The organism is candidate division KSB1 bacterium (assembly GCA_034506255.1).
Classification (GTDB): Bacteria; Zhuqueibacterota; Zhuqueibacteria; order Zhuqueibacterales; family Zhuqueibacteraceae; genus Coneutiohabitans; species Coneutiohabitans thermophilus.
On the sequence record JAPDPX010000006.1, the window covers coordinates 236,771 to 256,177 of the forward strand.

Genomic DNA, 19,407 nt, shown 5'->3' on the forward strand with positions numbered 1-19,407 from the left:
GCGACTGGCACGCCGGTCTCCTTAAACAAACTGACCACGACAACCACCTCGATCCCATCTGCTGAACCGCCGGCACCACGCTGCGCGCCTGCTGTTCTCCTCACTTTCCTTCCACAATCGCCTGCGCCACGGCTGCGACGAAACGCTGCCGGAACTGCGATGCGCGCATGTTCATCAGATCCCCGGGATTGGCGAGATTGGCGGCCTCCAACAGCACGGAGGTCGGCACGCGGCTGTAGCGAATGATGCCGGGGGTCCATTTGCGGCCGCCGCGATAGACGTATTGCCGGATCGGTTCATAGGTGTGCACCGGCAGCCGGGCACGCCGCAAGGCGGCGATCAAACCACGGGCAAAGTTTTCACTGGCGGCTTCCGCTTCCTGGTTGTCACGCGCCGTGTAAGAAATCGTGCGATTGCGGCTCTCGACATACCGGTCATAAACCCCGTCCCACCAGGCACCGTAGCTCTCCAGGCGCTCGCGTGCACCGGGATAATACACCATCGCGCCATTGAGGGCAGGATGGAGATGATCAAGATGAATGCTGATCAGGATCATGTTGGCGCGGGGCACGCCGGCGCGCAGCAACCGTTCGTAAATAGCGTCGATGAGATTGATGCGCAGATTCAACGCCACGCGGCTGTCTTCGATGAAATAAGGCGGGGTGACCAGCACGTAATTGTGGCGTTGGTCGCTGCCGCCGTTGCCGCTGGCGGTGGCGCGGGCGCGGCTGCCCACCAGCGGATGCACCACCACGCCCGCCGCTTCAAGTTCCCGCTGCAACCGGCGCATCAAATCATACGCCAGATCGGCCTCGCGCCAGCCACGCACCATGGTGCCGGGGTCATTGCCGCCGTGACCGGCATCCAGGATCACGTGCAGCTTGCCCGGCCGCCGCGGCAGTTGCGGACCCGGTTCCTGCCCGCCCTTGATCAGCAGCGCTTCATCCACCAACCGCAGCGGAATGCGAATGGCGGTGCCGGCAGGAATGGCTGTCTCATCACGGATGCCGTTCACGCGCATGAGCTGGCGGGCGATTTGGTTGACTTCATCGGCATCGACACGGCCGGTGAAGCGCACCACCACCGCGCTGTACAGCGCCTCACCGCGCTGCAGCCGGTAAATACCAAACCACTCCCCGGCTATCTTGCGAAACTGCAACGCCGGATCGCGTGAAACCGGCGGTTCGGCGGCGCGTGCCGGGGAAACGGATGCCGCCACCGTGTCTTGCGGCAGCGCAACAAATTCCGGAAACGAAGTATTGCGCAGTGACTTTGCCAGCAGGCTGGTAGGAATACGAAGGCGCTGCCCGCGCCTCAGGGGCGTATGCGGCGCGAGGTTGTTCTCCTTTTCCAGCGCCGTGTAGTTTCTGCCCTCGCCGGTGAAAATTTCGGCGATCGCCCACAAGGTCTCGCCTTTGTAATGCACCACATGCAGCCACCCTTCCTCATTTTCACTGCTGGCGGGAAAAATCTGCTGCAACGCTTTTTTCTTGTACTCATAATTCAACAGCGCAAACGGCACCTCGACAAAATCCCCCGAATCAGTGTGCGCAAGCACCGGCGAAATCGTTTGCCAGGCAGCCGGATCATACAATATGCGGTCCGCCAGCGCCGCATGCCAGCCGGCTGCCGCATTCACCCTGACCAAAACGAAAACGCGATTGTCTTTGAATTGCGCAACAATCTGATCCTCGCCGGGCAGAGTCTCCGGCAGCAGCGTGTCGGGTTTGCTGGGGAGTGCCTCAGGACTTTCCGTCGCTGCCACCCTGTCCGCGACGGCGGCAACCTGAAGGCTGTCCGCCTGCGGCGTGCGCGATTGTGGCAGGCGCGGGTAGGGTTTCAGGCAACCCGCGAGATTGAGAAGGGCGGGGGCAACAATGCCCGCAAGCACGAGGGTTCTTACAAGAGGTGACACCGGGGCATGGCATTCCTGGAACCGTTTCATGCCGTCCTTGCTGCGTGCAGTCATCCTGAGACGATGCGTTGGTGATATCCGTTTGGAGTTATTTTGCGCTGGAGTGCAAAGCAGAAACGGTGCACTCTGAACCAATTTCAACCTGCAGGCGATAGACACGGGGCGGACAGCATAACTGTCGGGCTGTCCGCTGCACGCGCGCATGGAGCTCCCGGGTGGTTCATCTCTGCGGGTGGAAGGCAGGTTGCTGCCCCCGCCCCGGCTGTGAGATTGCTTCGCGCCCCGGAGTTTTTCAAGCATTCCCGGGGCGCGGGGAAAACCGCTCGCGCGGCGCGCCCTGCAGCCCACAAAATGCAAGCGGCAGCGGCGCAGCCTGCGAAACACGAATTCCAATCCCAACGTGAGCAGGCCACAAGCAAAAAGAAAATTTCCCGCGCATGCAAGAACCCAACTGTTGAAATTTTATCCGTTGGGTTTTTCTATCAGTCGAAAAAGTCTTTGCTTTTTTCAACAGATTCAACTCTCGGGAGAGGATGAGACGAAACAAGCATATCGTGGAGCTGCCGGTGAAAGCGGCGCATTTCCTCCTGCCAGTCCGCCTCTTGGGCATAAAAACGAACAGTGAGATTGGGATCGGGATTACCGGTAAGCATGCGCGTCAGAAAAATTCCCTGTTTGCACAGGCACAACACCGGGCGCCGTTGCTGCAATGCCACGGCAATCTCATACCCCACGCCCAGCGAGGGGGTGCTGACTTCAGCGACCAGAGCATCGCACGCTGCCAGCAGGCTGCGATCGCGGCAGAAGATTTCCACCGCGCTGTGTTGTGCCTCCTGCTGCAGCACGCGGGGATGCGCCACGTGTTTGGTCAAGATCTCGCCGCCCAGTTCCTCGAGAAAGGCCACCATGCGCTGATAAAGCGGCTGGCGCTGCCGGCCGGCGCTGATGGCGGCGGAAAAGTAGAGCTTCAATGTTCGAGTGATCGCAGCACCTCGTGGATTTCCTCATCCGTCATGTTGCGGTTCATGCGCTTGGCGGCGGCAAAGATCGCCTCGATGCGCGGCCGGGTCGGCTCGATCCCATTGGCGGTGAGCCAGTAAATCACGTTCGATTCACCACTCATATGGCCGATCTCGATTTCCTGGCGGCGGCCAAACCAGCTCGCCGGTACGCCGGAATAGACCAGATCCGCCAGCCAGTCCTGCCCCTTTTTGCGGGCTTTGATGATGGCGGCGGCATGCACGCCGGTGCCGGTGCGAAAGGCATCACGGCCAAACACCGGATAATTGGCGGGCACCGGCACACCACAGGCGCGGGAGACCAGCGCACAATACTCCTGCAATGCGGTCAAATCGTTGTCGATCCAGCCGAGCAGTTTGCAATTCACCAGAATGAGATCGAGCGGCGTGTTGCCGACGCGCTCGCCGATGCCGAGTATCGTGCCGTGCACGCGATCGGCACCCGCCTCGATGGCTGTCAGCGTATTGCTCAGCGCCAGCCCGCGATCACGATGGCCGTGCCAGTCCACTTTCACGGCGGGATTGATGGCGTGCACCACTTGGCGCACGAACTGCACCAGGGCGCGCACGCCCGCCGGGGTGGCGTGGCCAACAGTATCGCAAACCACCACGCGCGTGGCACCGGCGCGCACCGCCGTGCTGTAAAGCAGCGCCACCGTGTCCGGATGGGAGCGAATCGTGTCTTCGGTGACAAACATCGCCGGCAGCCCGTGCTTGACGACGAACGACACCGCCTTTTCGACCGTGTGCTGCAGGAAATGGATGTCCCAGTTTTCCGCATAGAGACGCACCGGACTGGAGCCGAGAAAAGTCGCGGCTTCGATGGCGATGCCGGCCTGCTGCGAAATCTCGACGATCGGGATGATGTCCGCCTCCACCGTGCGTGCCGCGCAGTTGGGAAAGATCGCCAGCCGGTGGTTGGCAATCTCGCGCGCCAGAGCCAGCACGTCGGCCCGTGCCCGCGGGCCGGCGCCGGGCAGCCCGATGTTGGCGGCCTGCAGCCCCAGGCGGTGCATGAGGTGCAGCATGCGCAATTTGTCCGTGATCGGAGGATCGGTCACAGAGGGCGATTGCAACCCGTCGCGCAGCGTTTCATCATCGAATTCGACCGGCTGGCCGGGCTTGAAACCGCCGGCGACGGTGTTCCAATCATAGATGAGATCCTGTTCCGCGGGATTGGTCATGGCCTGCCTCGCGTGACATTTCACGTCCGTCCCAAATCGTGAGTGCTTGAGAAAATGCTCCTGCGCGGTTTAGTCGTGGCCGCAAAACCCTCGGAATTGCCACGACCCTCGAAGTTTGGATAACCCCAGCGGCGCCGGGTGAACAATTTTCAGAGAGACCCCACTTCTCCCGTTTGACAGCCGCATGACGCGGCGCCGCGCACGCTTCCATAGAGATCAACGTGCCGACAAGACCTCTTCATAGAGCGATTGCCATTCCGGCATGATCTTCTCGATGTCAAAAAGCGCCGCGCGGGCGCGCGCGCTTTGGGAAAAAGCGAGATGCCGCCCGGGGTTGGACAGCAACTCCAGGGCGGCTTCCGCCATGGCCGCCGTTTCGCCGACCGGCAGCAGGAAACCATTTTGACCGTGCTGCACCACCTCCGGCAGTCCACCGGCATTGGTGCCGATCACCGGCACGCCGCAATTCATCGCTTCCAAAGCCACCAGGCCGAAGCTTTCCTGTTCGGTGGGCAGGAAAAACAAATCCGCGCAATACAGGATGTCTTCGAGATAATCCACCGTGCCGAGAAAGCAGACGTGCTCGCGCAGCCCCAGTTCCTTCACGAGCTGCTGCACGAACAGGCGCTCCGGGCCCTCTCCCACCAGCAGCAGCTTGCAGGGCAGTTTTTCATGCAAGCGGGCGAAGATCCGCACCACGTCGCCGACCCGTTTCACCGGGCGGAAATTGGAGGCGTGCACCAGCAGCTTCTCGCCGGCGGGCGCAAACATCTCGCGCTTGCACGGCCCGGGCTTCGCCGGCCGCCCTTTTTTCACGTCAATAAAGTTGTAAATGCGCCGGATCTCGCGCTGAATGTTGAATTCCTCGCGCGTGCGCCGCACCAAATAGTCGGAGACCGCGGTGACGCCGTCGGATTGCTCGATGCTGAATTTGATGACATTGTAGAATGACTTGTCCGCGCCCACCAGCGTGATGTCCGTGCCGTGCAGTGTGGTGATCACCTTCAGCCGGGTTGAATCGAGAATGTGCTTGGCGAGATAGGCCGAGGTCGCGTGCGGCACGGCGTAATGCGCATGAATCACGTCCAGGCCGTATTCCTGCACCACGTCCACGATCTTGTTGGCCAGACCGATTTCATAGGGCGGATATTTGAACAGCGGATAGGTGACGACATCGACTTCATGAAAGTAAACCCGCGGATGAAACTCGCGCAGCCGAAAGGGCGCGGCATGACTGATGAAATGCACCTCATGGCCGCGCTGCGCCAGCGCCATGCCGAGTTCGGAAGCAACGACGCCGGAACCGCCCAGCGTCGGATGACTGACCATGCCGATTTTCATCCCGTATCTCCTGGAGGCAAATGCCGGCCATGAAAAAAACGCGCGCGGATTACTGCGCCCGCAGCGAGCGCGCCACCAAACCGATGCCGCCCGCCAGCAGGGTCAACATGATCAGGGTGTTGAACAGGCTGGTCGGACGAAAGTAAATGTCAACATGAGACAAAATGCCGGCAATAATGATCACGAAGCCGGCGCCGGTCAGCAGCCAGCCGATCATCGAACGGCCGTTGAAAAAAAGCATGCCGATGCCCACGATCAACGGCAGCAACGACAAGCCGAACGCGTTGTATCCAAAAATCATCCAATAACCGCTGGTGACCGTGACCTGATTGAGCAGCAGGTAGCCGCCGGCCACCGTCATGAGCATGCCCAGAAAAAATTTTCCGACGCCACCGGAGGTGCCGCCGGCGCCCTGGGGAAGTTGCATCATTCGCACTCCTGCCGGTTTTGTTACTCGTCTCGCCAACGTGTGGCTTCGGGTTGCCGCCTCAGGGGATCGTTTCGGCGCACCAGTCGCCAAAGGCGGCCACCGGATCATCGAGACGCACGCTCTCGCGCACCACGAAGGCCTCGCCGTATTGCACGCCGATCATCGCACCCCATTTGCGGTTTTTCGCGGCAATGAATTCCAAAAAGGCGGGGCGCGAGATGACGGTCTGTTCCTCGCCATACTTGTGCATCTGCTCGCCGTGAAACTGCGATTCGTGCGCCCGAATCGCGGCCATCTTCTCTGCGAAGGTATCCGAAATGTCCACGATAAAACTCACGGGAACTTCGTAGCGTTCTGGCATGTAGAGCACGCGCAACGGCCGCCAGTGGTCCGGCGCCGCAGCAGCTTCGCCGTTGGCCCGCAGCGGCCCCAGGTCGAGATTCTTCAGCCCGGAGACCATGGCGGCGTCGCGCACGAGATGCGCGGTGTGAATGTGATCCGGATGCCGTGCTTCCCAGTGCATGGTCGCGACCAGGCGCGGCCGCAATTGCCGAAGCAGGCGCACGATCTTCAGGCGGTTGAGCTGCGTCTCCTCGATGCCGGCATCGGGCAGGTCGAGCATGCCGTAGTGGGCCACTTGCAAAATTTGGGCTGCCGCGCGGAATTCCTGCTCCCGAATGGCCTCGGTGCCGCGCGTGCCGCTTTCGCCGCGGGTAAGCGTATAGGCCGCGGTGCGGTAGCCCAGGCGGGCGAGTTTGATCAACGTGCCGCCGCAGCCCAACTCGATGTCATCAGGATGTGCGCCCAGAGCGAGGAAATCAATCGACATGGTTTGGTTCAGGGCTGTGCAAATGAAGCTTCTCGAACTTGTGCGTTGTGTTTAACTGGGTCAGGGGTGATCACTGCAAGGCGATGTACAAAAACCACCTGACAAGCACGGAAGAGAGGCAAGCCTTAAATAGGCGAAAATTGCCTCTCAAAGATCTGCGATCTGCGCCAAATTTCAGACAAGCTGAAATCCGGTGCAGAGCACTTCTCTCGAAGAACTATCGCAACCGCAAAGATCTTGTAGCGCAAGTTTCCAGCTTGCCTTCGTTTGCAGGCTGGAAGCCTGTGGAGCTGCGATCATTGCAAACTCGTTCAGCAGTGGCCCACTTCGTGAACAGCGCATATTAAAGATCTTTTACACGCCTGCCGCTTATTAAAGCCAAGAGCCGAATCGTCTAATGAACCCGGTGACTGGCCGGCCATTCTTCCGAGTGGGCGCACGCCATGCTACCCTGTATCGGCAAGTTCCGCCAGCAGCGCCTTCGCCTCCTGCAAATCGGCAGTGTCGAATCCTTCCGTGAACCAGCCATAAATGCCCGCCAGCAGATCGTGCGCTGCTCCGCTCCTTCCCTGCTTTTGCCACAGCCGGCTCAGACTCATGGCCGCGCGCAGTTCCCAGGATTTTGCCTGTTGCTTGCGTGCAATCTCCAGAGCCTGCTGGAAACAGGCTTCTGCCTGGCGCTCATTCTCCTCAGGCTCGCGCGCTGTGTGCATGCGGTACAGCTCGCCCTTGATCCGCCACTGCTCGGCCTCATCCTGGCATTCCCTGCCGGTGCGCGTGAGGGCGAGCGCTTCCTCGATCAAGGCCAGGCCCTCTGGCACACGGCCCGTTTTGCCGTAGGCCAGGGCACGCTGAGCCTTGCCGCCGGCCTCGCCGATCTGAGCGCCACCGGCCTGCAGGGAGGCAATGGCCCTGTCGATCATGCCAATGGCTTCCTGCTGCCGGCCTTGATCGAACAGCAGAATGCCTTTTTGAATTTCTCCGCAGGCGCGCCAAAACGGAAAACCCTGTTCCTCCGCGAGCGCGATCAAGGCCTCGGCGCGCGCATGCATGAGATGACGTTCGCGCCGCAGCTCATGCGTGCCAGCAGTGAAGTGGAGCGCGATCGCAAGCGTGAACGGATGCGCCAGCTTCTGTGCCAATTGCAGGGCTTCTTCGCTGTATTTCAGCGCCTGCTCAGGATAGCCCAGCATCCAGGAAACGTGGGCAAGATAGATGAGCGCCACCACGCCGAGGTCTTCGCCGTAATCGTAAATGTCGGTGTGATGATCCGAGGGCAGGTAGAGATGAATGGCTTCGCGCAGATGCTCCCGGGCGGTGAGCAATTCGCCGGTGCTGGCGGCAGAGACGCCCAGGGTCAGATGCGCGGTCAAAAGTAACTCGAGATCCTGCTTGGTTTCGGCGAGCAGCATGCACTCCTGCGCCAACGCGTGCGCCTGTCGCAGATCGCCGCGCACCAACGCGGCTTTCCAGAGGCCGAGCATCGCCGAGGCCAGCCGCGGGGTTTGATTCAGGCGCTCGCACAACGTGCGCGCCCGGCTGTAGATCTTGTCCACCTCCGGCGAAGTGTATCCCTGACTGGCGGTCATCGCCACGCCCAGGTAAGTCAGCAATTCGACTTCCAACTGGTCGTGCTGGGCGTTTTCAGGGAGATGCTGCAGCAGTTCCAAACCCTTGCTGAGATGGCTGATCGCCTCGGGATGCGCGGACCGCTGAATCGCTTTTTCACCGGCCCACTGCCAGTAAGCGATCGCGGTGTCATACAAACCGGCCTCGGTATAGTGATGCGCCAGCAGCTCAGGCTGTTCGCAGGCCGTGTCATAGAACTTTTCCACCAGCGTTTGCGCGATACGCTGATGGTATTGTTGCCGCCGGCTTTTCAGTAGCGATTGATAGGCCGCCTCTTGAATCAATGCGTGCTTGAAGGCATAGGTCACACTGCGGCTGCCGGCGTCGCTCTGGGACTGCAGTAAACCGGCACTGGCCAACTGCGCCAGCCCCTGGCGCAGCGTCCTCTCCTCGACCAGGTCGACGGCGTTGATCAAGTCGTAGGAAAACTCCCGGCCGATGGCCGCTGCCAGTTGTGCCACTTCTTTCACCGGCGCCAGACGATCCAGCCGCGCCATCAACCAATCCTGCAGCGTTGCCGGAATCGCCAAAGGCGGCAGCGGGCCGATCAACTCGAATCGACGGTCTTCCTCGCGTAACAGGCCGGATTCGAGCACCATTCTCGTGAGTTCTTCCACGAACAGCGGAATGCCGTCCGTCTTGGTCACGATCTGTTTGAGCACGGGCGCAGGCAAAGTTTTGTCGCCGGTGACCTGCGCCACCATTGTCTCGATCTGCTCCTGAGTCAAGCGATTCAGGTTGATCTGCGTGACTCGGGCATGGCCATTCCAACCCGGCACGAACTCCGGCCGGGAAGTCAACAGCAACAGCAGGCGGGCAGGCGCTGGCAGGTGCAGCATGCTATCGAGCATGGTCAGCGTCGAGGGATCAGCCCAATGCAGATCTTCAACTGCAAAGACCACCGGCTGCTGCTGCGCCATATGCAGCAAGATCGCCTGCCAGGCTTCGAGGGTTTTCTGCTTCAGCCGTTGGGGGTTGAGGTTGGGCGCGACATAATCATCTGCCAGCGGCACCGCCAGCAAAGTGGCAAACAGGGGAAGAGCCTCGGCCACCGGTTGTTCTTGCTGCCGCAGCCAATCTTCGAGTTTGGTGATTTTGCGCTCGGCCGTGTCGTCCCGGCAGAAATCGAGCAGGCGCTGCAGCACTTCGATCAAGGGATGCAGCGCGCTGTTTTGATAGTAGGGCGAGCCCTGAGCTTCCAGCCAAACATGCGGCGTGCCTGCCAGGCTTTGTTTGAGCGCCAGGAGCAAGCGCGATTTGCCGATGCCGGCTTCACCATTCACCAGCACGGCCTGGGGCTCGCCCGCGGTGACGCGCTGCCAGGCGGTCAGCAACTCCTGCAGCTCCCGGTCTTTTCCCACCAGCGGCGTCAAACCCGACTTCATCGCCGCTTCCAGGCGGGTGTGCACGCCGCTTTCATACAAAACTCGATAAACCGCCAGCGGCGCGTTGAGACCCTTGAGCAGATGCGTGCCCTGCGATTGCAGCGTGAAAAAGCCCTGCACGAGATGATGCGTGGCCGAGCTGATCACGACGGTGTTGGGTGCCGCCAGAGCTTGCAAGCGTGCGGCAATATTCGGTGCCGTGCCGAGCGCAAGCAGCTCGCGTTTGTCACCGACGCCCATTTCGCCAATCACCACCAGGCCGGTATGCAGACTGACCCGCACCGCCAGGCTTTCGTTTCCGCGCGCGCTGAGCGATTGCATCGCCGTGACGATCTCCAAACCTGCGCGCACCGCGCGGCACGCATCATCCTCATGTGCCACGGGATAGCCGAAATAAGCCATGATGCCATCGCCCAAATATTGGGCGATGTGGCCCTCGTGGCGGCTGACGATCTCGGCGCACAGAGTTTGATAATGCCGCACCACTTCTCGCAGTTCTTCGGGATCGAGCCGGGTGGAGAGTGCGGTCGAGCCGACGAGATCGCAAAACATCACGGTGATTTGCCGGCGTTCCGGCTCGCGTGGCCGGTGGCGCTCGAATGGCGCCGGCTCCGCCGCGGGGCCGGGCAGGCGCGTGCCGCATTGTCCGCAAAAGCGAAATTGTGGCGGATTCTCAAAATCGCAGTTTGCACAGCGCGCCGACATCGCCGCGCCGCACGCATTGCAGCATTTCACTGCCGCTGGATTTTCCTTGCCACAACCGGGACAGCGCATGCTCTGCACACTCCGGGTTGGGGGAGGCGCGCTTCCTGCCTTCGGAGAATCGCGCCTGCACCGCCGCCTACTTTCGAACTTGCGCCAAACTCGCTGAAATATAGCCCTGCTTGCCGTCGGGCAGCTTCACCTTGAACCACTCTTTGGAGGCTTCCAGCAGCTCCAGCTCGATGCCGCCCGGCACCCTCACCAGCGTGGCACTCGCCGCATTGGGCTCGGTTTTGATTTCGTGGCGCGTCGAAGTCGACCCTTTGGTGACCACTTTGGTCACCGTCGCCGAGGCCAATTGCGCCGCGTTCGTATTGAATTCATGCTCGGCCAGCACGATGCCCAGGGTGTTGAGTTGATCCCAAAAGGTCATTTGTTTTGCCAGCCGCTTTTGCGCATCGCGATACCTGCCCTCGTCGCTCTTCAAACTGAAGGCGAAATTGTATTTCTCCTGCGCCTTTTTGTAGTTGCCCACCGCTTCATGCAGCACGCCCAAATTGAAGTTGGCGGCGTGATTGTAAGGATCCTGCTCCACGATGGCGGCAAATTGCAGATAGGCGGTGTCGAGATCGTAATCTTTGATGGCGCGTTTGGCCGTCTCGGTCTGGCGCTTGTACTCATCGCCCATGTCATACTCGAACTTCAGCTTCTGCAGCACGAATTCCGGCGCGAAGTAATCCACCAGCTCGTCGGCGACTTTCTCCAGGCACTGATCGACCATGGTCTCGGGCAGCGGCAAATCGCCGTATTCACCCTCGCATTTTTTCTTCTCCTGTTTGTTCTGGCTGTCGTGCGTGCCGATCACTTCGCCGGTTTCCACCTTGATGATGCGAATGCTGGCGCTGACGTTGGCGTTGCGCTTCTCGCAGTTGACCTGGTATTTCTTCTTGTCCTTCTCGCGCTCCTCCTGCAGCCAGCGGCTTTGATAGGCAACATTCACGCTGCCCATGATGATGGCGTCGACGCCCAGCACCCGCCCGACTTGCGCGGCGGAGGATTCATCCACCAGGCCGGTTTGTGCAAGCTGCAGCTCATTCATGACCTGCTGAATTTGGGAGCGTTCGACCACACGGAAGATGTTGGTATAGGCGCCGGTTTGAAAACTCCTGCCTTCCTTCGAACCCAGCCCGAGAAACCCGGTGCTCACCGCGCCGATGCCGCGGTCTTTTTTGACCAGGGCGGCGGTCATCAAATCCGACAATTTGCGGCCGGCATCATTGAACCGGGCTTTGTTGCGCTCCGCGGCCGCGCCCTTTTCCACGGCGCCGAGAATTTTATCGAGCGTGTTCTTGCGGCCGGGCGCCTCATCCTCGCCAAAACTCGAGCTCACGTTGAAATCAGCAATCGCAATTTGCTTGACGCCGGTGAGGATTTGATCCGGCGGCGTCAGCACGAAGCACTGCAGGTCCTGGCCGGTTGCCGTGCCGCTCAGCAAAACAGCCAGCGTACAACTCAACCAAAAGCAACGAGGGGCTTCCATTTGCGACCACATGGCCTTTCTCCTTCAGGGTTTGTCCAACAGGAAACGTGAAGCGAATTTCCCGCAGGCGGAATGGACCGCCCGGCGCATCAACTCCCGGGATCTTGGATTTGCTTTCCGGATGTTCACGGCACGGTTCGGCCACCGTCTGGCTCCCGCATCAAATTCCACCGAGCATTCCGGTGCTTTCAACATCGCCTCGGGCCTGAAGCATGCCGGGATGAAGATTTTTGGATTTTAATGTCCGTCCAAAATTGCGAGCGTTTGGGATAATTTGCCAGGCCCGCCTGGGCACCCATCGGGATGAAAATGTCGCGCAGAACTCCTCTCTGCCTGCAGGCTGGAGGCCTGCATTGCGGCAGGTGGGTGACAATGCTCTGGCAATAGCCCGGCCGTTGGCACGGAGATGCGCGGGGTTTTCCCAACACCCGGCGTTTTGAAAACCCGGGCGCGGCCGGCGTCGGTTTTCGGACAGAGACTTTTTAGAACAGTTCGATCACTTGATGATCGAAGCGCTGCACTTCCATTAGGTCGTAAAGCCGCCGCACCAATCCCCTGCCGTGCTTGCACAAGAAAGGCACGATGCTGAATTCCCGCTCCTGCAGTTGCTGCCGGGGATAAAGTGCGTGGGCAGCTTTGAGAATCTGCTGCGTCAGCGTCTCATTCTGCCGTTTGGCTGCCTGCAGCAGTTTGTTCTCGATGATGGCGAGCTGATGGAAAATTTTGCCGCGTTCCTTGTCGATGAAACCGGCGAGAGGCGCGTCCAGCGCGGTGGCGCGCTGCTTCAGCTCATCGAGACGCCGGCTCAGGGCATCGCGCGCTGCGGCCACCGGTTCGAACAAGCCTTCCGGCGCATGCTCTCGCGCCACCCGTGACAACAGCTCCGCCGGACGGCTCCAGAAGGCGGGGAGCGGCAGGTGATACTTCTCCTGCACCCGTTTGATCCGGCCTTCCAGCAGGGTGAGCGATTTGCGCGGAAATATCGCCGGCATGGGCACCTCGAGGGCCTCGTACACCCCGCGCAACTGCGCAAAATAGGCAATCTCACCCGGCCCGGCAATGTAGGCGAGATTGGGCAGCAGGGCATCCTGCAGCAGCGGCCGCAAAATCACATTGGGGGAAAACTGCTGCGGGGCTTCCTGCAGGCGGAGTGCCAGCTCGCGCGCGGAAAATGCCACCCGGCCGTCCGTGCTGACCACGCGCTCAGCCTGCTTTTCCAGGGCATGCCGTACATCATCAACATAAAAGACATTGAAGCGGCCGGGCCGCAGCGGCACCGGCACCCCGAAACCCGCCTGTTCCAGCCGGGCGCTGGCGTGCAAAGCCGCCCTGGTCGAGGGGCTGTCTTCTTCAAACTCACGCAGCAGCAGCGGCAGCCCCAGCCGTCTGATCGCCACATCAGTGGGATTGAGCGGCACCAGGCCCCACTCGCCCAGGAGATAAAGCAACCAGCGCGCAAAAGCTTCCGGCAAGGAGCGGCCCGCGGCATAGGCCTGCGCCAGCGCTTCGAGAATTTCTCCTTTGAACTCCGAGTCGCTCACAGCCTGCGCCAGCGCGCGATGGCATTCGGCCATGGCCGCGCCCAAATGAACCTGCGCCGCCGGCCGGCGCGTGGTGGTATCGAGCGGACAGGAGAAGGAAACCAGCTCATTCTCCGGCGTCATGAGCAACACGTGGTTCATCTCCGCCAGATCATCATCGTCTGCTGCCAGCCAGAACACCGGCACCACTGGCTGCTGCAGGCGAATCTGCAGGGCTTCGGCCAGCTTCACGCACGTGAGTGCTTTGTAAAGCGTGAACAACGGGCCGCCGAAGATGCCGACCTGCTGCCCTGTAACCACTGCCAGACTGCCCGGCTGCGCCAGCGCTGCGATGTTGGCGAGCACTTTTTCCCCGGCACCCCAGTGATGATTTTGGCGGAGCAACGCCTGGGCGAGTGCCGCGCGTGGATACGTGTGCTGCGTGACGGTTCGTGCATGCCTCTCCAGATTGTCCAGCGTGCGATAATCTGTTCCATAAAACTCACGCACGGCATCGAAATCTTGCAGATAAGTCAGGGCGAGCCGGTTGAGGCCCGGCAGTGTGGCTGCGGGTATGTGCATGCACAGCAATCCTTTTGAAATTTGGCTGGATAAATAGTGAAAAATTGCCTAGGATACAAATGAATTTTACCGGCTGCAACTGTGACGCGAGCATCCCAAAACCGCTGGCATCGCTTGCGCAGGCCAACCGACTCATGCGGGGCGAGCCCCCTGCCGGCAAGCATCCGTGACTGTCCGGGAAAGTTCCCCAGGCCGGGCCGGGGTTTAAAAAATTTTGAACACCGTGGACCATCTGTTGATGTTGAGGCAACCGCCAGGCGGAGCGGAAACATTTTTTCCAGGGTTCATGCTTTCGGCAAACACCATGGCATTTTTTGCCCGACTGAAAAACCCTTGCCCGTCATGCCATGCCGTCCGTCTGCCACCCAATGTCATTCATTTTTCAAACAAAGCAAAAAACTCTCAAGCAAAGCCGTGCAAAGTTTTTCTGCAGCAATTGCCAAACAACAAGCCTCAGCACCACAAAAATCGCACAAACCACCAGGTTTTCCCTCATGCCCTTGAGGGGTTGCGTGGGTCAAAAATTTTCGCGGTGACAGTTCAGCCCCTTTTTTGATTTCCTGAACTGGCATGCTGGCTTGCCGTCCCCTGGAATAAATGGCGTGGTCACAAAACTCCGTCAGTTATTCCGTTCGAAATCAAGCAAAACTTTCTCGAATGTGAAGAGCCCCTGATTGCGAAATTCACCCGTTTGCCGGGGGCGTCACGGCTTCCCTCCACGAAAATGGCCTCCCACGACATGGCTTTTTTCGTGGGCTTTCTGCTTTCGTGGGCGGATTGTTTGTGTTTGATTCTGACACTGAGGGTTGAATCGCTGTTGTGCTGCCTGAATTTTGCATGCTGGCTTGCGGTTGTCCGGAAGAGATGGCGTGTGTGACGTGCCCCCTGCCGGAGTTGACCGCGCGTTTGCCTGCAAAATCTTTTATGCACCACCCCCTCGGGTGGTCGGGCGTCGCGATCAAAGCAGCGTTTCTCGCGGAGGAAATCAATCTGGGTGCAAAATTCAGGTAGTGCAATGTAAACGTGAATTCTGCAGTCCCCCCTCGTGGGCGACTGTTCAAAAATGAATTTTTGCTGCTTCAGCAGCGACCCGCAAGGAGTCGAGGCTACAAAAATTAACGTAACAGTGCAGTAGCAGCAATGCTGCCTGCTGCCCCCTAAGCCGGCATGACGGTCGAATTGAAGATGAAACCGTGAACGCAAGAGTATGCCGGCAGCGTGGTCACAAGCGCAGTGCGTGTCCCGCGAGCACAAAAGGCGATGATTCGAATTGTCGGGATTGAACCGGTTGGCCGGGAAAGGAGGGGAGTATGATCCTGCGTGAAGGCGTTGCCTGCGCCGGCCCGTGGTGGATCGAACACGTACATGAAATCGATCAATTTCCCGGGGAAGGCGGCCGTGCCTTGGTCAAACGGGAGGCCAAAGAAATTGGCGGAGTGTTCGCGGTGTTGGCAGCCTTGCGGCGCCGGCATGCCGATTTGCCGTTGTCTGCCCTCGGTCTGCTGGGCGAAGATGAAGATGGCCACGCAATTCTCGCTGCCTGCCACAAGCTGGAGGTCGACACCTTTCAGTTGCTCGTCGATAAGCAGACCCGCACGGCCAGCGCCATGGTGCTGCAATCACAACGCAGCGGCCGGCGCACCAGCTTTCACCTCCCCGGCGCCAACGCTTTGCTCGATCTGGCGCATTTTGATTTCCGCCATTGTCTGGCGAGTTGGTTTCACCTGCATGACCTGGCGCAGCTTGGCACTCTCGGCAGGTTGGATGACACCGGGATGCCGGCGCGCGCCCTTTTGCAAAGTGCCAAAGCAGCCGGCCTGGTCACGTCGCTCTTCCCCGGTGAGCTTGCGGCCTCACACCAAACCGCGGGCCTGCCCGCACTGCTCGAGCAGGTGGACTACCTTTTTCTCACAGCAACCGCGCTGGCACTTTGCACGGGCTTCCCGAGTGAGCGCGTTGCGCTCGGGCCGCACGCGGAATTGAGCGCGGCCGCCGCAAAGCTCGTCACAGCCGGCGGTTTGCGCGCGCTGGCAGTCGCCGGTGAGGCCGGCCTTTACACTGTGCAACGGGGAAGACATGGTGAGTGGCAGGAAAGTTCCCAAACTGGCGGGACCCCATCGCCGGACGATTGGTGTGCGGCATTTCTTTATGAATGTTATTGCCGGGAGCGCCAGGCGCTGCCGGAATAGTCCGGTGTTCCTGCTGCGCGTGGCCACACAACGGCGGCAGAAGAAACCCCGCCGGCGCTGGCGGCTGGGGTGGCCGAGGCAGCCCAACAAACAAAAAGGCCACTCCCCTGCGGCAAGTGGCCTGATGATTGTCGCGAACCAATCGGCCGGAATGACCGGCAGCCGGTCAAGACACCACGCCCTGCGCAATGCCCTCGGTCGGGGTCAGCGCGATGACACTCAGAATCCGGCTTTGCTCCTCCACGGAGAGCCCTTTTTCCAGGGCATCCCACACGCGATCCTGCCGGTCTGCATCCTCCATGCCTTCGAAGTCTTGTGAGACAAAATAGCCGGTTACTTTGTGCCCCTCCCGATCGATGTCGAGCTTCAGCGTCTGCGCATCAGGGAATTCGTCATAGAGCACGGTGCGGACATGGCGCACCAGACGGTCCCAGTCGATGTTGTCATCGTTCAGATGGTGGTGGGCATTCTTTTCTTTCTGGAGGCGGTCGATGAAGTCTTGCCATGTGCTGTCCTCCGCCATCTGAGATATGATGTGTAACGCTTTTTGCTTCGGGGTATCCAATGAAGCCTCCTCAAATCATGCGACGTTTGTGAACTCAGCCATTTCGAAAGGGTATGCGACAAACCGGGTCGTCTGACGCGAATGCGCTTCCTTCCCGTGGAGTGAACCTTCCGGCGGCCTCCCCCCTGCTTGACAAACACGCTGGGAATTTAATCGTCTGCCGGACAAATGCAAGTGAAAATCCCGAACGCAAACGCACAGGATACCTTCGCAAAGTGGGCGCGCTCGCATGGCCCCGCTCTGCCGGCCCCGCTGCGCCATGCGGCGCAGGGAGAACAGCGCGTGCAGCCGCACCGGCGAAGAGGCGTGCCTGGTTGCTGCAACCGGCAGCGGCTGCGTTCGAGGGCTGTCATTTGGAATAAGATGTTGACATTTGAGCTGCGAACATGTATAATTTTTCAATTTCGATCGAATTCGCGCGGCCTTTGTGTTTCCCCCAATCTGCTTGCAACCGCTTCCAGGACAACGCCATCACCATCCGGGTGCAGACCCGCACTATCAGGATGATCCTGGTCGACCATCAGCCGCATCGCCGTCCCGTTCCAATTCCAGCGCCGGAGGTGCTCTGGCAGCGTTGTGCCGGCGCAGGATGCTCGTGATGAACCCCAGAGGGCCAGCATGTCCTACGTTCTTCCTGGCAACGACACCGAGCGGCAGTCACTCCCGACCACAGACCCGAGCCACCTGACCCACCGGCAACTCATCCAGCAGCTCGCCCTGCAGCCGCGGGACAATCTTCTCTGGCAGGAATTCAAAAATCGCTATGACCAGCATCTCCGCCGCACGATCTTCATCGTGTGCCAGCGCAAGAGCTACGCCGGCCTCGCCACACCCGATGACTTCGTGGCGGAGGTGTACCAGAAGCTGATGGAAAATGACAATCACCGCCTGCGGGAGTTCACCGGCCGCTTTGAAAATTCCATCTTCGATTATCTCAAGATCGTTGCCATCAATGTCGTCCTGAATGGCATCCGCCATGACCGCGCCAAAAAACGCCCGCCTGCCAGCCAGCGCGTGTCCCTCCCGGAGGACTCGCCGGAGCATCCCCAAAACCTGGTCGAATTCCTGCCCTCGCCGGAGGCGCTGCGCCAGCATGAAATGATCGAACTGCAAGACGCCATTGAATTTTGCCTCAACCGCATTCTTGTCGGCAAAAAGCACGGGCAGCGGGACAAGCTCGTCTTCAAGCTGCACTACTTCAAGGACTTCTCCGCCGAGCAGCTCGCCCAGCTCCCTGCCATCAAGCTCTCCGCCAAGCGAATTTATGGACTGCTCAAACTGCTGCTGCAAAAGGTGCGGGATTGCCTGCGCAAACAATGGTAGCAAACGCCAAATTTCCCGAGAAAACTCCCTTGAACCTGTGTCTTGTCATGCAGGATGAAAAGGGTAGACCCTGGCAAGTGTCCAGGAAGCCACGGAACCACGAGCCACCTGTTTATTCCTGAAGGGAATTTGATCATGGCGACGCACCCAGGCGAATCGATGCGCGAGGGCCGGAACTTTCCCGCGAGTTGCCTCAGCGCGGCCCAGATTCTGAGCTACCTGGAAGATACGCTGCAACCGCAGGACAAGCTGAAGGTGGAAACGCATCTCAGCTCCTGCCGCGATTGTTTTGAATGGTTCAGCACCGTGCTGGACCAGGCGCTGCGTCCGCACACGGCGGAAGAACTGGCAGCCGAAGCGGCCGGCGGAAAGTCACTCACCGGCCTGCCTGCGCCCTTTGTGCCGCGGCGGCCGCGCCTGCCCGGCTTTTGGCGGCCGCTGCTTGCTGCCGCCGCAGCACTGCTGGTGTTGTTCGCCGGCCTGCCGCAATATCGCCAGTGGCAAAGCCGGAAGCTGGTGGCGGAAACCCGCGCGCTGCTCAATCATCACGACCGCATCACCTCGCGGGAGGAGCTGCGCCTCTCCGGCAATGTCGAATATGATGAATTCACCGCGGTGATGGGGCCGGCGGAAACGGCGTCGCTGCCGGTCATTCCGGAGAAGTTGCAGCATGCACTGCAAACCGATCCGCAAAACTACCAGGCCGAACAGCTTCTCGGCAGATTTTACCTGCGCGTGCGCAAAGACACGGCGCAAGCCGAGGTGCATTTTCGGCGCGCCCATGCACTCGCGCCGGCAGAGGCGACGGTGCTCAATGATTTGGGAGTGCTGGCCTGGTGCCGCGGCGAGAATGAGCAAGCCCTGGACTGGTTCACGCGCGCACTGCAGCAGAATCCGGCGTGCCTCGAGGCGCAATTCAACAAGGCGAACTTGCTGCAGATGCTGGGCCGCAGCGCACAGGCGCGCCAGCAATGGCAAAACTATCGCAAGCTGGCGGGCCGGGAGCAGGACGCCGACTGGCCGGCGGTGGCCAGTGAGCGCGAGAACCAGTTGCAGTGACTCGCCCGGCCGGTAAAAATGCGGTGGCCGGACCACAGAACACGTGCACAAGACCGGCACTGCGTGGGCGGCATCCCGCGTGTTCTGTGGGCCGGAGAGGCTTGCGATGGGGTGGATGTTTTGTGAGGCACTTTCAAATCTGCCGGAAATAACGGTGCGGCTGCCGGCAGCCGGGTTGTGGGGCTTTTTCCACTT

15 protein-coding genes are annotated in these 19,407 nt (G+C 60.2%); 4 read left to right on the forward strand and 11 right to left on the reverse strand.

From position 1 onward, the window contains the following. Positions 1–100 precede the first annotated feature (100 nt). The 8 genes from ONB52_14005 to ONB52_14040 all read right to left on the reverse strand — a co-directional run bounded on the left by ONB52_14005 (position 101) and on the right by ONB52_14040 (position 11,887). Complete coding sequence (locus ONB52_14005; protein MDZ7417248.1) at positions 101–1,945, reverse strand: N-acetylmuramoyl-L-alanine amidase; 1,845 nt, start codon at positions 1,943–1,945, stop codon at positions 101–103. A 452-nt stretch (positions 1,946–2,397) separates the two neighbouring features. Continuing rightward, the gene (locus ONB52_14010) at positions 2,398–2,886 is read right to left on the reverse strand and encodes a nucleoside 2-deoxyribosyltransferase (GenBank protein ID MDZ7417249.1); all 489 of its coding nucleotides are present in this window, start codon (positions 2,884–2,886) and stop codon (positions 2,398–2,400) included. Further along, positions 2,883–4,118, reverse strand: coding sequence for a LeuA family protein (locus ONB52_14015; GenBank protein ID MDZ7417250.1), 1,236 nt, complete (start codon positions 4,116–4,118; stop codon positions 2,883–2,885). Before ONB52_14015 ends, ONB52_14010 begins: the two co-directional genes overlap by 4 nt. A gap of 216 nt (positions 4,119–4,334) precedes the next feature. Continuing rightward, positions 4,335–5,459: an N-acetyl-alpha-D-glucosaminyl L-malate synthase BshA gene (gene bshA, locus ONB52_14020; protein ID MDZ7417251.1), complete on the reverse strand. Its 1,125-nt coding sequence runs from the start codon at positions 5,457–5,459 to the stop codon at positions 4,335–4,337. Positions 5,460–5,508: 49 nt separating this feature from the next. Beyond that, a complete protein-coding gene (locus ONB52_14025; GenBank protein ID MDZ7417252.1) occupies positions 5,509–5,889 on the reverse strand; it encodes a hypothetical protein in 381 nt (126 codons plus the stop codon). A 58-nt stretch (positions 5,890–5,947) separates the two neighbouring features. Further along, the gene (gene bshB1, locus ONB52_14030) at positions 5,948–6,718 is read right to left on the reverse strand and encodes a bacillithiol biosynthesis deacetylase BshB1 (protein MDZ7417253.1); all 771 of its coding nucleotides are present in this window, start codon (positions 6,716–6,718) and stop codon (positions 5,948–5,950) included. A gap of 446 nt (positions 6,719–7,164) precedes the next feature. After that, positions 7,165–10,506, reverse strand: coding sequence for an AAA family ATPase (locus ONB52_14035; protein ID MDZ7417254.1), 3,342 nt, complete (start codon positions 10,504–10,506; stop codon positions 7,165–7,167). Between the two features lie 67 nt (positions 10,507–10,573). Beyond that, complete coding sequence (locus ONB52_14040; protein MDZ7417255.1) at positions 10,574–11,887, reverse strand: hypothetical protein; 1,314 nt, start codon at positions 11,885–11,887, stop codon at positions 10,574–10,576. A gap of 28 nt (positions 11,888–11,915) precedes the next feature. Between ONB52_14040 and ONB52_14045 the strand changes: the two genes are divergently transcribed. Continuing rightward, a complete protein-coding gene (locus ONB52_14045; protein MDZ7417256.1) occupies positions 11,916–12,215 on the forward strand; it encodes a hypothetical protein in 300 nt (99 codons plus the stop codon). A 241-nt stretch (positions 12,216–12,456) separates the two neighbouring features. On the opposite strand, the gene bshC is transcribed toward ONB52_14045, so the two are convergent. Both bshC and ONB52_14055 read right to left on the reverse strand, forming a co-directional pair. Next, positions 12,457–14,076 carry a bacillithiol biosynthesis cysteine-adding enzyme BshC gene (gene bshC, locus ONB52_14050; GenBank protein MDZ7417257.1) on the reverse strand — a complete coding sequence of 540 codons (1,620 nt, stop codon included), beginning with the start codon at positions 14,074–14,076 and terminating at the stop codon, positions 12,457–12,459. A gap of 371 nt (positions 14,077–14,447) precedes the next feature. Continuing rightward, positions 14,448–14,648, reverse strand: a complete 201-nt coding sequence (locus ONB52_14055) for a hypothetical protein (GenBank protein MDZ7417258.1) — start codon at positions 14,646–14,648, stop codon at positions 14,448–14,450. Positions 14,649–15,386: 738 nt separating this feature from the next. Here ONB52_14055 and ONB52_14060 point away from each other — a divergent pair. Continuing rightward, positions 15,387–16,265 carry a PfkB family carbohydrate kinase gene (locus ONB52_14060; protein ID MDZ7417259.1) on the forward strand — a complete coding sequence of 293 codons (879 nt, stop codon included), beginning with the start codon at positions 15,387–15,389 and terminating at the stop codon, positions 16,263–16,265. Positions 16,266–16,431: 166 nt separating this feature from the next. Here ONB52_14060 and ONB52_14065 read toward each other — a convergent pair whose 3' ends face one another. Continuing rightward, entirely contained in the window at positions 16,432–16,830 is a 399-nt protein-coding gene (locus tag ONB52_14065; protein MDZ7417260.1) for a hypothetical protein, read from the reverse strand. Positions 16,831–17,448: 618 nt separating this feature from the next. Here ONB52_14065 and ONB52_14070 point away from each other — a divergent pair. Both ONB52_14070 and ONB52_14075 read left to right on the forward strand, forming a co-directional pair. Further along, entirely contained in the window at positions 17,449–18,153 is a 705-nt protein-coding gene (locus ONB52_14070) for a hypothetical protein (GenBank protein MDZ7417261.1), read from the forward strand. 135 nt (positions 18,154–18,288) lie between these two features. Then, positions 18,289–19,212, forward strand: coding sequence for a hypothetical protein (locus ONB52_14075; GenBank protein MDZ7417262.1), 924 nt, complete (start codon positions 18,289–18,291; stop codon positions 19,210–19,212). Positions 19,213–19,407: the final 195 nt, after the last annotated feature.

What these genes read in the sequence shown, in the direction of transcription:
- ONB52_14005 (MDZ7417248.1), bottom strand. Translation starts at nt 1,945, where the DNA reads ATGAAACGGTTCCAGGAATGCCATGCCCCGGTGTCACCTCTTGTAAGA.
- ONB52_14015 (MDZ7417250.1), bottom strand. Translation starts at nt 4,118, where the DNA reads ATGACCAATCCCGCGGAACAGGATCTCATCTATGATTGGAACACCGTC.
- bshA (MDZ7417251.1), bottom strand. Translation starts at nt 5,459, where the DNA reads ATGAAAATCGGCATGGTCAGTCATCCGACGCTGGGCGGTTCCGGCGTC.
- ONB52_14025 (MDZ7417252.1), bottom strand. Translation starts at nt 5,889, where the DNA reads ATGATGCAACTTCCCCAGGGCGCCGGCGGCACCTCCGGTGGCGTCGGA.
- bshB1 (MDZ7417253.1), bottom strand. Translation starts at nt 6,718, where the DNA reads ATGTCGATTGATTTCCTCGCTCTGGGCGCACATCCTGATGACATCGAG.
- ONB52_14035 (MDZ7417254.1), bottom strand. Translation starts at nt 10,506, where the DNA reads ATGCGCTGTCCCGGTTGTGGCAAGGAAAATCCAGCGGCAGTGAAATGC.
- bshC (MDZ7417257.1), bottom strand. Translation starts at nt 14,076, where the DNA reads ATGCACATACCCGCAGCCACACTGCCGGGCCTCAACCGGCTCGCCCTG.
- ONB52_14055 (MDZ7417258.1), bottom strand. Translation starts at nt 14,648, where the DNA reads ATGCCAGTTCAGGAAATCAAAAAAGGGGCTGAACTGTCACCGCGAAAA.
- ONB52_14060 (MDZ7417259.1), top strand. Translation starts at nt 15,387, where the DNA reads ATGATCCTGCGTGAAGGCGTTGCCTGCGCCGGCCCGTGGTGGATCGAA.
- ONB52_14070 (MDZ7417261.1), top strand. Translation starts at nt 17,449, where the DNA reads ATGTCCTACGTTCTTCCTGGCAACGACACCGAGCGGCAGTCACTCCCG.
- ONB52_14075 (MDZ7417262.1), top strand. Translation starts at nt 18,289, where the DNA reads ATGGCGACGCACCCAGGCGAATCGATGCGCGAGGGCCGGAACTTTCCC.